Annotated in this window: 11 protein-coding genes; 2 read left to right on the top strand and 9 right to left on the bottom strand. The window is 68.2% G+C overall.

Annotated elements, in window-relative coordinates:
- Positions 1–13 precede the first annotated feature (13 nt).
- The 8 genes from AC07X5_RS17970 to scpA all read right to left on the bottom strand — a co-directional run bounded on the left by AC07X5_RS17970 (position 14) and on the right by scpA (position 10,954).
- A complete protein-coding gene (locus AC07X5_RS17970; protein ID WP_494771257.1) occupies positions 14–838 on the bottom strand; it encodes a YdcF family protein in 825 nt (274 codons plus the stop codon).
- Between the two features lie 25 nt (positions 839–863).
- Entirely contained in the window at positions 864–2,912 is a 2,049-nt protein-coding gene (locus AC07X5_RS17965; protein WP_494771256.1) for an acetyl-CoA carboxylase biotin carboxylase subunit, read from the bottom strand.
- An 87-nt stretch (positions 2,913–2,999) separates the two neighbouring features.
- Positions 3,000–4,973, bottom strand: a complete 1,974-nt coding sequence (locus tag AC07X5_RS17960; RefSeq protein ID WP_494771255.1) for a hypothetical protein — start codon at positions 4,971–4,973, stop codon at positions 3,000–3,002.
- A 20-nt stretch (positions 4,974–4,993) separates the two neighbouring features.
- Positions 4,994–5,683, bottom strand: coding sequence for a YwqG family protein (locus AC07X5_RS17955; protein WP_494771254.1), 690 nt, complete (start codon positions 5,681–5,683; stop codon positions 4,994–4,996).
- Between the two features lie 4 nt (positions 5,684–5,687).
- Complete coding sequence (locus tag AC07X5_RS17950) at positions 5,688–7,220, bottom strand: acyl-CoA carboxylase subunit beta (RefSeq protein ID WP_494771253.1); 1,533 nt, start codon at positions 7,218–7,220, stop codon at positions 5,688–5,690.
- Between the two features lie 31 nt (positions 7,221–7,251).
- Complete coding sequence (meaB, locus tag AC07X5_RS17945; RefSeq protein ID WP_494771252.1) at positions 7,252–8,298, bottom strand: methylmalonyl Co-A mutase-associated GTPase MeaB; 1,047 nt, start codon at positions 8,296–8,298, stop codon at positions 7,252–7,254.
- The gene (locus AC07X5_RS17940; protein ID WP_494771251.1) at positions 8,295–8,762 is read right to left on the bottom strand and encodes a GNAT family N-acetyltransferase; all 468 of its coding nucleotides are present in this window, start codon (positions 8,760–8,762) and stop codon (positions 8,295–8,297) included. The genes meaB and AC07X5_RS17940 overlap by 4 nt, the downstream gene beginning before the upstream one ends.
- Positions 8,763–8,782: 20 nt before the next feature.
- On the bottom strand, positions 8,783–10,954 hold the full coding sequence (scpA, locus tag AC07X5_RS17935; protein WP_494771250.1) for a methylmalonyl-CoA mutase: 2,172 nt from the start codon (positions 10,952–10,954) through the stop codon (positions 8,783–8,785).
- A 119-nt stretch (positions 10,955–11,073) separates the two neighbouring features.
- Here scpA and AC07X5_RS17930 point away from each other — a divergent pair, with 119 nt between their 5' ends.
- Positions 11,074–11,709 carry a GntR family transcriptional regulator gene (locus tag AC07X5_RS17930; RefSeq protein WP_494771249.1) on the top strand — a complete coding sequence of 212 codons (636 nt, stop codon included), beginning with the start codon at positions 11,074–11,076 and terminating at the stop codon, positions 11,707–11,709.
- A gap of 22 nt (positions 11,710–11,731) precedes the next feature.
- Here the strand turns inward: AC07X5_RS17930 and AC07X5_RS17925 are convergent, their stop codons facing one another.
- Positions 11,732–12,889 carry a GGDEF domain-containing protein gene (locus tag AC07X5_RS17925; protein WP_494771248.1) on the bottom strand — a complete coding sequence of 386 codons (1,158 nt, stop codon included), beginning with the start codon at positions 12,887–12,889 and terminating at the stop codon, positions 11,732–11,734.
- Between the two features lie 202 nt (positions 12,890–13,091).
- Between AC07X5_RS17925 and AC07X5_RS17920 the strand changes: the two genes are divergently transcribed.
- Positions 13,092–14,945, top strand: coding sequence for an AMP-dependent synthetase/ligase (locus tag AC07X5_RS17920; RefSeq protein WP_494771247.1), 1,854 nt, complete (start codon positions 13,092–13,094; stop codon positions 14,943–14,945).
- The last annotated feature ends 79 nt before the right edge of the window (positions 14,946–15,024 follow it).

Here is a 15,024-nt window from a genome sequence, read left to right as displayed (position 1 = left end):
TGCAGGCGAAGCATCACACCTCGCCAAGGATCCAGCTGCTGGCGGTGGCGAAATACTCGCGCAGCCAGGCGTTGTAGCGCAGGTACAGCGGCGTGGGGGCGGCCACCACCACGGATTGCGTGTAGCCAATCTTGCGCGCGATGCGCTGGGCGCGCACGGTGTGGAAGTCGCTGGTGACCACGGCCACGGGGCTTTCCAGACCCAGGCCCTTGGCCTGCAGCAGCGGCAGGCTGTAGCGCAGGTTCAGTTCGGTGCTGGTGCTGCGCTCTTCCTGCAGGATGCGCTCGGCCGCCAGGCCCTGGGCGCGCAGGTAGTCGCCCATGATGCGGCCCTCGCTCGCGGTCTCGCCAAAGTCCACCCCGCCCGATACCACGACCCAGGCGGCAGTGTGGGCCGCGGCCAGCTCGCGCGCCTTGTCCAGCCGCGCGCGCAGCGCGGGCGACGGCTGGCCGTTGGGCGTGCCGCTGCCCAGTACGATGATGGCTTTGAGCGGCACATCGGCCGCTGCGGCGTTGAATGTGCGCACCTGCCCGGCCAGCGCATTCCAGAACAGGGCCACGCTGGCCACCCAGGCCAGGAGCAGCAGCCAGCCAGCGCGCCACAGGCGCCGCCCCCAGCGAGATCGCTTGCGCCAGGCCTGTAGCGGTTGCCAGCGCCAGGCCAGCAGGCACAAGCCCAGGCCCAGCGCGCCGGGCACGGTCACGCCCATGGAGAACAGGCCCATGGACATGAGCACCAGGCCATCGGCCAGCAGCACCGTGCCCGCCAGCAGGCAGGCCAGGCGCGCCAGCGGCCAGCGCCTGCGGGGCGCGGCCGATGGCCACTCATCCACCGTCACGAACACAGCTGCGTGCGCTCCGCGATCATTGGAATTCCAGGATCACCTGGTCCACGGCCAGCGATTCACCCTTGCCGGCGACGATCTTGCCCACCACGCCATCCTGCGCGGCAAAGAGGATGTTCTCCATCTTCATGGCCTCGATCACGGCCAGCTTCTCGCCGGCCTGCACCTTCTGGCCGGGTTGTACGGCCACATCCACCAGCAGGCCGGGCATGGGCGAGAGCAGGAAGCGGCTCAGGTCCGGCGGGGCCTTGAAGGGCATGAGCTGGTGCAGGCGCGCACCCAGGGGCGAGAGCACGATGGCCTCGATCTGCGTGCCGTTGTGCGCGATGCGCAGGGCCAGCGGGTTCTTGCCTGCGCCGCGCTCCACCTGGGCCGTGAACCCCAGGCCGTTGCACTGGCCCTGCACGCGCACCTGGCCCAGCGTGGCCGAGCTGCTGATGCGGTAGGTGCGGTTGTCCACCGTCACGGCGCTGGAGCCGGACAGGTCCTCGAAATCCGTCACCGACACGGCGTTGTGCACGTTCTGGCCGCCTGCGCCCAGCGTGACCACCACGAACTGCTCGCCCACCTTGACCTCATGGCCAGCCAGTTGGCCGCTGATGCCCGAGGCCCGCGCGCGATAGCGGCGGTTCATGTAGGCGGCCAGCGCCACCAGGAACAGCGGGTCCTCGTGCGGCACGTCTTCGGCCGCAAAACCCTGGCTGTAGTTCTCGGCGATGAAGCCGGTGTTGAAGTCGCCCGAGACGAACTTGGGGTGCGCCAGCAAGGCTGCCTGGAAAGGGATGTTGCTGCTGATGCCGCGGATCACGAAGCCGTTGAGCGCCGCGCGCATCTTGTGGATGGCGTCGTCGCGGTCGGTTCCGTGCACGATGAGCTTGGCGATCATCGAGTCGTAGTACATGGGGATCTCGCCGCCCTCGTACACGCCGGTGTCCACGCGCACGCCGAGCTTCTTGGCCGTGTCGGACTGGAACATCGATTCTTCCGGCGGCTGAAAGCGCACCAGGCGCCCGGTGCTGGGCAGGAAGTTGCGGAACGGGTCTTCGGCGTTGATGCGGCACTCGATGGCCCAGCCGTCGCGCTTCACGTCGGCCTGGGTCAGCGGCAGGGCCTCGCCGGCGGCCACGCGGATCATCAGCTCCACCAGGTCCAGGCCGGTGATGCACTCGGTCACCGGGTGCTCCACCTGCAGGCGGGTGTTCATCTCCAGAAAGTAGAAGTCCTGGTCCTTGCCGACCACGAACTCCACCGTGCCGGCGCTCTGGTACTTCACGGCCTTGGCCAGTTGCACGGCCTGCTCGCCCATGGCCTTGCGCGTGGCGTCGCTGATGAAGGGCGACGGCGCCTCCTCGATCACCTTCTGGTGGCGGCGCTGGATGGAGCATTCGCGCTCGTTCAGGTAGATCACGTTGCCGTGGCTGTCGCCCAGCACCTGGATCTCGATGTGGCGCGGCTGCTGCACGAACTTCTCGATGAAGATGCGGTCGTCGCCGAAGCTGTTGCGTGCCTCGTTCTGGCAGCTGGCGAAGCCCTCGAAGGCCTCCTTGTCATTGAAGGCCACGCGCAGGCCCTTGCCACCGCCACCGGCCGAGGCCTTGATCATCACCGGATAGCCGATGCCCTTGGCGATCTCCACCGCCTGCTCGGGGCCGCTGATGGCATCGTTGTAGCCAGGGATGGTGTTGACCTTGGCTTCGTTGGCCAGCTTCTTGGAGGCGATCTTGTCGCCCATGGCCGCGATCGAATGCGCCTTGGGGCCGATGAAGGCGATGCCCTCGTCCTCGCAGCGCTGGGCAAAGGCCTCGTTCTCCGACAGGAAGCCATAGCCCGGGTGGATGGCCTGCGCGCCGGTCTGCTTGGCGGCGGCGATGATGTTGTCGGCCAGCAGGTAGCTCTCGCGGCTGGGCGCGGCGCCGATGCGCACGGCCTCGTCGGCCAGCTTCACATGGCGGGCTTCCTTGTCCGCGTCGGAATACACGGCCACGGTGGCGATGCCCATCTTGCGCGCGGTAGCGATGACCCGGCAGGCGATTTCGCCACGGTTGGCGATCAGGATCTTGGTGAACATTTTTCTGTGCTTTCTGTGGTCAGTAAGTCGAAGAGGTCCTCGCCGCCAGGGCAGGAAAAGGATGTTGAAGGGATGTGGACAAAGGCGTCATCGGGCCGCCAGTGCGCCCACCGAGGCGCGGTATTTCTTCTTGAGCAGGTCCCGGGGTGTCTTGCCGGCCCGGTTGCGCACCTCCCAGGATGCGCCCAGGTCGAGCAGCGACTGCACGCTGGGCAGGTCGTGTTCGCTGTCGACATAGCCGGCCATGAGGTGCAGGGCCGTGTTGCCATCGTCATCCTGGGCATCGACCGCAAGGCCCCAGCGGACCATCTGCGGCCAGAGCGTTTCGGAATGGGTCTCCAGGCGGTGGTCCCGCTCCAGCGCGAAGTGCAGGCAGGTCTGGCCACGGGCATTGCGCCAGCCCGGGTCGAAAGGCAGGCGCTTGGCCAGCAGCCTGGCGCATGCGAGGTGCCGGCAGTAGGCCCAGGCGTTGTTGCCCAGCGAATCCGCCACTGCCGGGTCGGCGCCGGCTGACAGGAAGGCCTTCACCCCCTCGGAAGGCGCGGTTTTCGACCATTCGCCCAGCGCGTCCTGCAACGGGGTGGTGGCGGTGTCGCCGGGGGGCGGGGTGGACAGGTCATTCACGTCCAGACCATGCTCCGCCAGCAGCTGGATCTGCTGCGCCGATCGCGCCTGGTGCATGGCGGTGCAGCCCTGCAGGTCGCGCGCCCGTGGATTGGCGCCGGCCGCCAGCAGGCGTGCCTGGGTGGTGGGGCCGGCACGCATCAGCAGCGTGGTCGTGGCTCCGCTGGACGCGCTGTCCCAGCCCACGTCGGGATCGGCTCCCTTGGCCAGCATGGCGTCGAGCACGGCGAAGTATTCGTCGTCGGACAGCTGATCGGCGTCCAGCAGGCGGTGCAGGGCCGCAAACCGCTCCCCGGGCCAGGGGTCGATGCGGGCGCCGGCCTGGACCAACCACAGCAGGGTGGACGCCTGCGCGGTGGTGGTGGCGGCCAGCAGTGGCAGGTGGTGGGGTGCCAGCGAGGCTCCGTGGCGCACCAGGCATTCCAGCATGGGAATGTCATCGCGCCTGGCGGCCAGCGCCACGGCGGTGTTCTCGTCGTTCAGGTGGTCGTCGAGGTCCAGGCAGTCGAGCTGGGCGCCGGCCGCGATGGCGGCCTCAAGTGCCTTGATCCCACCCTTGGCCGCAGCCTTGAGCAAGGCGAAGTCAGCGGGCGTGCTGGCGCGCACCGCCGGGGGCCGTGCGGGCACGCCGTCAGGCATCAGCGCCGGGTCGTCCGCCAGCCACATGCGCCAGCGCTGGGCCGTGGTGCCCGCGCTGTCCAGGCGCACACGCCCAGGGGCCTCATCGGCCGTGAACAGGTTCCAGCAGTGCCAGGTAGTGCCCACGCAGCCCAGTGCCATCCAGCCACTGAGGAAGCCGAACAGGTCGGCCGCGATCACATCGCCGTGCAGGCCGTCCTGCTCGTGGCTGAAGTAGCGCACGGGCCTGTGGGTCGGGTCGTCGCTGCGCAGGTCCAGTGCCAGCATATCGCCATTGGGAAGGTGCAGGAAGGCCAGGTGCCCGTGCCAGAAGGCCTGCACGGCGTCGGCCTCGGCGTGCTCCTCGTCGTCCCGCAACTGCTCCACCCAGCCCTCGACCCAGTTGGAGAGCATGGCTCCGGTGGCGTCGACCTGCTCCAGGTCCCAGAGCGCTCCGCCGCCGTGGTAGCAGGCGTCGAACTCCCCGTCCGGCCGGTCTTCGGCTGGCGGGCGCCAGCCGAAGGTGCAGGCCGAGGCCTGGGACAGGAGCCAGCGCAGTTGCGCAGGCAGTGGGCGCCCTGCCCGCTCCATGAGGGTGGCGTCGAGCGCCTTCAAGGCCGCTTCGGAAGCGGGCTTCTCCCGGGACAGCGGTTCGACCTGCCAGCCTCGGGCCGTGGCCACGGACTCCATGGTGGACAGCTGGCGCGTCCATGCCTTCCACATCCGGGACAACCCGGCAGCATCGCCCATGGCGGCGGACCCTGCGGATTGCCAGGAAAGAACGGCGGGAAAGCGTGCGGCGCTCGGGGCGATCAGCATGGCGAAAATGGCGCCTTTCTTCAGCGGTTGATGATCAGGGAATAGGCCGGTGGCAGCTGCGACCGGTCGATGAAGATGAAGGCGGTGCCGTCGGAGCAGAAGTTCGCTACCTCGGTGATGCCCCCCTCCTCCAGGTACACCCAGTTGTCGATCTGCAGCACCAGCCGGCCCGGCGGCACCTGCTGGGCGCCGTTGGCGGTCCAGTACGGCACGCCGCCGGCCTTGGTGCGCCATTCGCCGGCCCAGTTGTGCGGGTGGGCAATCTCGTCGGGCAGGTCGCTGTGATCGCCATAGTCGTAGAAGGCCTCTTCCAGCTCGGCAGGTGCGCCATCGTCGGCGGCATGCCAGTGGGTGATGGCCAGCTCGGGCAGAACCTCGGGCGCGCCGTCCTCCACCACCGGGGCCGGGGTCAGCGCATCGGCCAGCGCTTGGCGCGGCACGGTGAAGACGGCATTGGCGCCGCCATCGACTTCCCAGAAGCTGCAGACGCTGTCCCATTCGCACTTGAAGGCGAACAGCACCTCGCCCTCCGGCACGCCTGGCAGCACCGCAGGGTCGGCAGGCAGCTGGGCCAAGTGGCTCATGGGGCGGCCGCATTCCTCGCAGACCGGCCAGCGCTCAGGAGGCAGGCCCCAGGGCAGGCCGCCGAGCTTGGGCACCAGGCCCTGTGCGGCGCCCTTGCGGAAGCGGGGGTAGTGGCTTAGCACCATGGCCTCACAGGGGGATGTTGCCGTGCTTGCGCCAGGGGTTCTCGAGCTTCTTGTCGCGCAGCATGACCAGGCTGCGGCAGATGCGCTTGCGCGTCTCGTGCGGCAGTATCACGTCGTCGATGAAGCCGCGGGCGCTGGCCACGAAGGGGTTGGCAAAGCGCTCCTTGTATTCGGCCTCTCGGGCGGCGAGTTTCACCGGGTCGTTCTTGTCCTCGCGGAAGATGATCTCCACCGCACCCTTGGCGCCCATCACGGCGATCTCAGCATTGGGCCAGGCCAGGTTCACGTCGCCGCGCAGGTGCTTGGAGCTCATCACGTCGTAGGCGCCGCCATAGGCCTTGCGCGTGATGACGGTGATCTTGGGCACGGTGCACTCGGCGTACGCGTACAGCAGCTTGGCACCGTGCTTGATGATGCCGCCGTATTCCTGGCTGGTGCCGGGCATGAAGCCGGGCACGTCGACGAAGGTGACCACCGGGATGTTGAAGGCATCGCAAAAGCGCACGAAGCGCGCCGCCTTGATGGAGCTCTTGATATCGAGGCAGCCAGCCAGCACCAGCGGCTGGTTGGCGACGATACCCACGGTCTGCCCTTCCATGCGCGCCAGGCCGATCACGATATTCTTGGCGTAGTCGGGCTGCAGCTCGAAGAAGTCGCCGTCGTCCACCACCTTGGTGATCAGCTCCTTCATGTCGTAGGGCTTGTTCGGGTTCTCTGGCACCAGGGTATCGAGGCTGCGGTCCATGCGGTCGGCCGGGTCCTTGCTCGGGCGCACGGGGGCTTTTTCGCGGTTGTTCAGCGGCAGGTAGTTGTACAGGCGGCGCAGCATCATCAGCGCCTCCACGTCGTTTTCGAAGGCCATGTCGGCCACACCGCTGCGCGTGGTGTGGGTGCCGGCGCCGCCCAGTTCCTCGGCTGTGACCTCCTCGTGCGTCACGGTCTTGACCACCTCAGGGCCGGTCACGAACATATAGCTCGAATCCTTGACCATGAAGATGAAGTCCGTCATAGCCGGCGAGTAAACGGCGCCACCCGCGCAGGGGCCCATGATCATGCTGATCTGCGGGATCACGCCGCTGGCCAGCACGTTCTTCTGGAACACGTCGGCATAGCCGCCCAGCGAGGCCACGCCCTCCTGGATGCGCGCGCCGCCCGAGTCGTTGATGCCGATGACCGGGGCGCCGACCTTCATGGCCTGGTCCATCACCTTGCAGATCTTCTCGGCATGGGTTTCGCTCAGGGCGCCGCCGAAGACGGTGAAGTCCTGGCTGAAGACGAAGACCAGGCGGCCGTTGATCATGCCGTAGCCGGTGACCACGCCGTCGCCGGGGATCTTGTTGTCCTCCATGCCGAAGTCGGTGCAGCGGTGCTCGACGAACATGTCCCACTCTTCGAAGGTGTTGTCGTCCAGCAGCAGCTCGATGCGCTCGCGCGCCGTGAGCTTGCCCTTGGCGTGCTGCGCATCGATGCGCTTTTGCCCGCCGCCCAGGCGCGCCAGGGCGCGCTTCTTCTCCAGTTGCTCCAGGATGTCTTGCATGGTCGCTCTTTCGGTGAAATGGCTGTGGTGATTACGGTGTATTGGTATGGGATGCTGCCAGCAGGGTGCGCGCAGCAGTGGATGCCGCCACGCGCCCCGCGGCCACGTCGGCCTGCAGCGTGGGCAACAGGCCGCGCACGGCCGGGTGCTGGCGAAACGCCTGCTTGAGCCCGGCGTCGATGCGCTCCCACATCCAGGCCAGCGACTGCTTTTCGCGGCGCAAGGCCAGGCGGCCGTTGTCGGTCTGCTGGGTGCGGAACTGGGTGACGGCGTCCCAGAAGCCGTCCACGCCCTGGCCCAGCAGCGCGCTGATCTGCACCACCCGCGGCTGCCACAGCGCTCCGTGCGTGGCATGGTCGGGGTTGCCGTGCATGCCCAGCAGGCGCAGGCTCGAGGTGATCTGCGCCTGGGCGCGGGTGGCGGCGTTCTTGTCGATGTCGGCCTTGTTGATGGCCACCAGGTCGGCGATCTCCATCACGCCCTTCTTGATGGCCTGCAGGTCGTCGCCCGCGTTGGGCAACTGCAGCAGCACGAACATGTCGGTCATGCCGGCCACGGCGATCTCGCTCTGGCCCACGCCCACGGTCTCCACGATCACCACGTCGTAGCCGGCGGCCTCGCAGACCAGCATGGCCTCGCGCGTCTTCTCGGCCACGCCGCCCAGGGTGCCGCCCGAGGGGCTGGGGCGGATATACGCCTCCGCGCGCATGGACAGCTGCTCCATGCGCGTCTTGTCGCCCAGGATGGAGCCACCCGAGACCGTGCTCGACGGATCGACGGTAAGCACCGCCACGCGGTGCCCCTTGCCAATGAGGAACAGGCCCAGCGCCTCGATGAAGGTGGACTTGCCCACGCCGGGCACACCGCTGATGCCCAGGCGGAACGCCCGGCCCGTGTGCGGCAGCAGGGCCGTGAGCAGGGCGTCGCCCTGGGCGCGGTGGTCGGCGCGGGTGGATTCGAGCAAGGTGATGGCCTTGGCCATGGCCCGGCGCTGCACGGCCTGGCTGCCGTGCAGGATGCCGTCGAACCAGGTGTTGGCGGGAGCCTGCAGGTCGGGCAGAGGCAGGGGTGCGTTCATGCGGCAGCGCCCTCCCCGGCCCGCCACTCGTAGTGCACGTCCACGTCTTCCTCGCCAGTCTGCACGAAGCCGTGGCGCAGGTAGAAGCGGTTGGCATCGCTGTGCTGCAATGCGGTCACGCGCAGCACCGCGCCTTCGCGGCGCGCCCGGTCCTGCACGCTGGCCAGCACCGCGGCGCCGGTGCCGCCGCCCTGCCAGTCGGGGTGCAGGTACAGGTGCTGCAGGCGCAGCACGCCCGCACCCTCGGGCTGCACGGTGACGAAGCCCATGCGCCGGCCGTCGGGCGACACCAGGTGCTGCATGTACCGGGGCGCAAAGGCGGCGTGCAGGCGCTCGCGCGAGCGCTCGGGCGTGTAGCGGCCCACGCGCTCCAGGCTGTCGCGCATGGCGGCGGTGCGCAACTCCAGCATGGATTCGAAATCCTCTTCGGCCACGGGCTGCAGGGTGAACAGGGGCGCAGTCAAGGCAGCACCTCCCACGCCCCTCATGCCGCGATGGCCTTGCGGATCTGTTCGAGCACGTCCTTGGCGCTGGCCGGGATGGGCGTGCCCGGGCCATAGACGCCCTTGACGCCGGCCTCGTACAGGAAGTCGTAGTCCTGCGCCGGGATCACGCCGCCAACAAAGACGATGATGTCGTCCGCACCCTGGTCCTTGAGCGACTGGATGATGGCCGGCACCAGGGTCTTGTGGCCGGCGGCCAGCGTGCTCACGCCCACGGCGTGCACGTCGTTCTCGATGGCCTGGCGCGCGCATTCCTCGGGGGTCTGGAACAGCGGGCCCATGTCCACGTCGAAGCCCAGGTCGGCAAAGGCCGTGGCCACCACCTTGGCGCCGCGGTCGTGGCCGTCCTGGCCGAGCTTGGCGATCATCACGCGCGGGCGGCGGCCCTCGGCGTCGGCAAACGCGCTGATTTCGCTCTTGAGTTTGTCCCAGCCCTCGGCCGAGTCATAGGCAGCTGCGTACACACCGGTCACCTTCTGCGTGTCGGCGCGGTGGCGCCCGTAGACTTTTTCGAGCGCGTCGGACACCTCGCCCACCGTGGCGCGCAGGCGCACGGCCTTGATGGCCAGGTCCAGCAGGTTGCCCTCGCCGGATTCGGCGGCGTGGGTGAGTGCGTCGAGTGCCTCTTGCACCTTGGCCGCATCGCGCGTGGCGCGGATGTTCTTCAGGCGTGCGATCTGGCCGTCGCGCACCTTGACGTTGTCGATCTGCAGGATGTCGACCGGGTCTTCCTTGGCCAGCTTGTACTTGTTGACGCCCACGATCACGTCCTTGCCGCTGTCGATGCGCGCCTGCTTCTCGGCGGCCGCGGCCTCGATCTTGAGCTTGGCCCAGCCGCTGTCCACGGCCTGGGTCATGCCCCCCATGGCCTCGACCTCCTCGATGATGGCCCAGGCGGCGTCCACCATGTCCTGGGTGAGCTTTTCCATCATGTAGCTGCCGGCCCAGGGATCGACCACGTTGGTGATGTGCGTCTCTTCCTGGATGATGAGCTGCGTGTTGCGCGCAATGCGGGCCGAGAATTCGGTGGGCAGCGCGATGGCCTCGTCGAGCGCGTTGGTGTGCAGGCTCTGCGTGCCGCCGAACACGGCCGCCATGGCCTCGATGGTGGTGCGCACGATGTTGTTGTAGGGGTCCTGCTCGGTCAGGCTCCAGCCGCTGGTCTGGCAGTGGGTGCGCAGCATCAGGCTCTTGGGGTTCTTGGCGCCCGTCTCCTTCATGATGCGGCACCACAGCAGACGCGCGGCGCGCATCTTGGCGACTTCGAGATAGAAGTTCATGCCGATGGCCCAGAAAAAGGACAGGCGGCCGGCGAACTCGTCCACGTCCAGGCCCGAGGCGATGGCGGTCTTTACGTACTCCTTGCCGTCAGCCAGCGTGAAGGCCAGCTCCAGCGCCTGGTTGGCGCCCGCCTCCTGCATGTGGTAGCCGGAGATGGAGATGGAGTTGAACTTCGGCATGTTGCGTGCCGTGTAGCCGATGATGTCGCCGATGATGCGCATGCTCGGCTTGGGCGGGTAGATGTAGGTGTTGCGCACCATGAACTCCTTCAGAATGTCGTTCTGAATGGTTCCGCTCAGCTGCGCCTGCGACACGCCCTGCTCTTCCGCCGCCACAACGTAGCCGGCCAGCACGGGCAGCACGGCGCCGTTCATGGTCATGGAGACCGAGACCTTGTCCAGCGGGATCTGGTCGAACAGGATCTTCATGTCCTCCACCGAATCGATGGCCACGCCGGCCTTGCCCACGTCGCCGGTCACGCGCGGGTGGTCGCTGTCGTAGCCGCGATGGGTGGCCAGGTCGAACGCCACGCTCACGCCCTGCCCGCCCGCCGCCAGCGCCTTGCGGTAGAAGGCGTTGGATTCCTCGGCCGTGGAAAAGCCCGCGTACTGGCGGATGGTCCAGGGCCGCACCGCGTACATGGTGGCCTGGGGGCCGCGCAGGTAGGGCTCGAAGCCCGGCAAGGTGTTGGCGTACGGCAGGTCGGCCGTATCGGCCGCCGTGTACAGCGGCTTGACGGTGATGCCGTCAGGGGTGACCCAGTTCAGCGCATTGACATCGCCGCCCGGCGCCGACTTGGCGGCGGCTTTCGCCCAGGCCTCGAGCGAGGCGGCAGCGAATTCAGGGGGGCTGTGGGGGGGCGTGGCACTCATGGCGAAACGGTCTCCGAAGATGGCTGGGGTAGCGTGAATGGCTGTTCCCGGTGTGGCACCGAGTTTACATCATTCATAATTATTGATTCAAAATATTCTTCGCAGCATACAATCCGTCCATGTCTGCACTGACCCTCACGCCCCGCGCCCTGTACGAAGAAGTGGCTGAGCAATTGCGCCAGCGCATCTTCCGCCGCGAGCTGGAGCCCGGCAGCTGGATCGACGAGCTCAAGATCGCCGAGGAATTCGGCATCAGCCGCACGCCCCTGCGCGAGGCGCTCAAGGTGCTGGCCGCCGAGGGCCTGGTCACGATGAAGGTGCGCCGTGGCGCCTATGTGACCGAGATGTCGGACAAGGACCTGCGCGACGTCTACCACCTGCTCAGTCTGCTGGAGAGCGACGCTGCGGCCGTGGTGGCCACCAGCGCCACCCCGGCGCAGCTGCAGGAACTGCAGGGCCTGCACGCTGAACTGGAGGGCGCCGCCGGTGAGCGCGAGCGCTTTTTTGCCGTGAACGAGCGCTTTCACATGCGGGTGCTGGAGATGGCCGACAACCGCTGGCGCAGCCAGATGGTGGCCGATCTGCGTAAGGTCATGAAGCTCAACCGCCACAATTCGCTGCTCAAGCAGGGCCGCATCGAGGATTCGCTGGCCGAGCACCGCGCCGTGATGGCCGCGCTGGCCCGGCGCGATGGGGCCGGTACCGCCCAAGCCATGCAGGCCCACTTCGCCCAAGGGCTCGAAGCAGCGGCCTGAGCCGACGTTCGTCAGGCGATCCTCAAGCCAGTTCGACCCGGTTGCGCCCGCTGCGCTTGGCGGTGTACAGCGCATCGTCGGCGCGGCGCAGTATCTGGTCCAGCGTGGTGTCGCCGTCCGCCTGCAGGGCGATGCCGGCCGAGATGGTGATGGTCAGCGAGGCCCCGTCCGCCGTGAACGGCGCACCCGCCACCGCCAGGCGCAGCCGCTCACCGGCGGCCTGGGCATCGCCGTGCTGCCCCAGGTCCAGCAGCACCACGAATTCCTCTCCTCCATGGCGCGCCACGAAGTCCAGCCCGCGCGCCGAGGCACGCAGCTGCCGGGCCACGTGCTGCAGGGCCTTGTCGCCCACCTCGTGCCCATGGCCATCGTTGATGGCCTTGAAGTGGTCCACATCCACCAGCGCCAATGCCAGGTGCGCACCGCCCTGGCGTGCCAGGGCGAAGCGGCTCTCTCCTTCGGCGAACAGGGTGCGGCGGTTGGCCAGGCCGGTCAGGTAGTCGGTGGCGGCGGCCAGCTCCCACTGGCGGCCGATGCGCTGCGAGCACATGAACAGAAAGGCCGTGGTGCCCACCACCGGCAGCAGGGCCGTGACGAGCGGGCTGGCGGTGTTGATCCAGGCGCCCTCGCCGGTGATGTCGAACGACGGCCCCACGCGCCGCACCAGAAAGTAGCCCGCACGAAAGGCCACGAACAGGCCCACCAGGAAGAACAGGCCCGCCAGCGCCTTGCGGCTGCGCGCCCGCTCCCCCGTGCCGCCGCGCACGAGCTGCAGGGTGCCGGCCATCAGGACGAAAGCCACCACGCCGGACAGCAGCAGGATACGGCTGGGCGTATCGGGCCGCACGCCCGCGAACCAGACCACGCCGCCAATTCCGGCCAGCGCGGGCAGCCACATCCACCAGCGGTCGGGTGCCCCATCGAACTGGCGCAGCGCGCGCCAGTAACCGGTGCAGCCCAGCATCACCATGCCGTTGGCCATGGGCGAGACCAGGCCCAGCGGCAGCTCGTACTGCACGGCATACAGCACGGCACTGCCGGCCAGCAGCAAGGTGGCGATGCGCCAGGTCTCGGCACAGGGCCGCAGCGACACCGGCAGGTCCCGGTGCATCAGGCCCAGCACCCCGCCATTGGCCAGCATCATCAGCGTCGCGACGATAAAGATGGTGATGGGGTCCATGGATCGGTGGAGCGCTGGCGGGCAAAGCGGCGTGGAGGGATGCGGCGATTGTGGCCGAGCTGCGCAATGCCCCCAGTTGCGCGAAACAAAGAAGCACAGCTTGTGCCCTCAGGATAGGTATGATCGCGCGGGTTTTCCCCAGGTTGGTACCCGATGGTACCGCTCTGGCTCCGTGCATGCCGTCCAGGCCCCGAACGACCCGATGACTTCCACCTTTTCCGACATCGGCAGCGTCCAGACGCTGCCCCAGCTTCTCACCTGGCGCGCCACCCAGACGCCCGACACACCCGCCTTCCGCGCCTTCGACGCGCAGACCCAGGCCTGGATGGCCTGGACCTGGGCCGAGACCGCCGCCCATGTGGCCCGCTGGTCGCGTGCCCTGGTGGCCCTGCAACTGCCGGCCGGCGCCCGCGTGGCCATTCTGCTGCCCAATGGCCTCAATGCCATGTGCGCCGACCAGTCCACCCTGGCCAGCAACTGCGTGCCGGTGCCGCTGCACGCCATCGACAACCCGGGCAGCATCGCCTACATCCTCTCGGACTGCGAGGCCTCGGTGCTCATCGTGGCCAGCGCCCCGCAGTGGGAGAAGATCCAGGCCGCAGGCACGGAATTCCCCGCGCTGCGGGCCGTGATCGTGACCGAGCCGGAACCATCGTTCACCGCCACCCCGCCCTCCGCACATGCCCCTGCCGTGGGCTCGCTAGCCCAGTGGCTCGAAGGCGCGGCCCAGGCTGTGGAACTGGCGCCGCCGGCGCAACCGGGCCCCGAGGACCTGGCCGCCGTCGTCTACACCTCGGGCACCACGGGCAAGCCCAAGGGCGTGATGCTCACGCACCGCAATGTGGTGAGCGACGTGAAGGCCGTGCTGGAACGCATTGCGCCCACGGTGGACGACGTGTTCCTGTCCTTCCTGCCGCTGTCGCACACCTTCGAGCGCACGGGCGGCTACTACCTGCCGATTGCGGCCGGCAGCTCGGTGGCCTATGCGCGATCGGTGGCGCAACTGGCCGAGGACCTGCAGACCATCCGCCCCACGGTGCTGGTTTCGGTACCGCGCATCTACGAGCGCATCCACGCCAAGCTGCTCGAAAAGCTCTCGCCTTCGCCCTGGAAGATGCAGCTTTACGAAGCGGCGCAATCCAAGGGCTGGCAGCGCTTTTGCGCAGCGCAGGGCCTGCCCGTGCCCGAGGCAGACCCTGCCGGCGGCTGGATGAACGCCCTGCCCTGGGGCCTGCTGCAGGCCCTGGTGGCCAAGCCCCTGCTGGCCCAGTTCGGCGGCCGGGTGCGTGTGGCCGTGAGCGGCGGCGCCCCGCTCTCGCCCACCATTGCCAAGTGCTTCCTCGGGCTGGGCCTGCCGCTGGTGCAGGGCTACGGCATGACCGAGACCGCGCCCGTGGTGTCGGTCAACTCGCTCACGGACAACGACCCGGCCTGTGTGGGCCGGGCCCTGCCCGGCCTGGAGGTGCGCATCGGAGAGAACCGCGAGCTGCAGGTGCGCGGCCCCATCGTCATGAAAGGCTACTGGAAGCGCCCCGAAGACACGGCGCGCATCCTGTCTGCCGATGGCTGGCTGGGCACGGGCGACCAGGCCGACATTGTGGATGGGCGCATCTTCATCCGGGGCCGCATCAAGGAGATCATCGTCACCTCCACCGGAGAGAAGGTGCCGCCGGGCGACCTGGAGCTGGCCCTGCTGGCCGACCCGCTGCTGGAGCAGGCCTTCGTGCTGGGTGAGAACCGCCCCTTCATCGCCGCCGTGGCCGTGCTGCGCCGCGACGAATGGGAGCGCCTGGCCGGCGACCTGGGCCTGCCCGCGCGCGACCCCGCCAGCCTGAACAACCCCGCCGTGCACCGCGCCGTGCTGGCACGCATCGAAAAGAGCACCGCCAGCTTCGCACGCTATGCCGTGCCGCGCGCCGTGCACCTGGTGCTGGAACCCTGGACCATCGAGAACGGCTTCATGACGCCCACGCTCAAGCTCAAGCGCGCGCCGCTCATGGCGCACTTCGCGCAGGCCATCGAGGGCCTGTACCAGCAAAAGCCGGGGGCGCGCTGACCCCAGGGACCGGCTGGGCTTGTGCAGACTCAGTCCATGCGGTCCCTGCGCCTGCCATGCACCTTGGCAACCCAGGGTT

The organism is Acidovorax sp. GW458-11-26-14-TSB4 (assembly GCF_059423865.1).
Note: the sequence above shows the minus strand (reverse complement) of the source record. Positions and strands in the feature narration are given on the sequence as shown.

Excerpts from the sequence above, each read along its gene's own strand:
- AC07X5_RS17930 (WP_494771249.1), top strand. The coding sequence starts at position 11,074 with ATGTCTGCACTGACCCTCACGCCCCGCGCCCTGTACGAAGAAGTGGCT.
- AC07X5_RS17955 (WP_494771254.1), bottom strand. The coding sequence starts at position 5,683 with ATGGTGCTAAGCCACTACCCCCGCTTCCGCAAGGGCGCCGCACAGGGC.
- AC07X5_RS17920 (WP_494771247.1), top strand. The coding sequence starts at position 13,092 with ATGACTTCCACCTTTTCCGACATCGGCAGCGTCCAGACGCTGCCCCAG.
- meaB (WP_494771252.1), bottom strand. The coding sequence starts at position 8,298 with ATGAACGCACCCCTGCCTCTGCCCGACCTGCAGGCTCCCGCCAACACC.
- AC07X5_RS17950 (WP_494771253.1), bottom strand. The coding sequence starts at position 7,220 with ATGCAAGACATCCTGGAGCAACTGGAGAAGAAGCGCGCCCTGGCGCGC.
- scpA (WP_494771250.1), bottom strand. The coding sequence starts at position 10,954 with ATGAGTGCCACGCCCCCCCACAGCCCCCCTGAATTCGCTGCCGCCTCG.
- AC07X5_RS17960 (WP_494771255.1), bottom strand. The coding sequence starts at position 4,973 with ATGCTGATCGCCCCGAGCGCCGCACGCTTTCCCGCCGTTCTTTCCTGG.
- AC07X5_RS17965 (WP_494771256.1), bottom strand. The coding sequence starts at position 2,912 with ATGTTCACCAAGATCCTGATCGCCAACCGTGGCGAAATCGCCTGCCGG.
- AC07X5_RS17925 (WP_494771248.1), bottom strand. The coding sequence starts at position 12,889 with ATGGACCCCATCACCATCTTTATCGTCGCGACGCTGATGATGCTGGCC.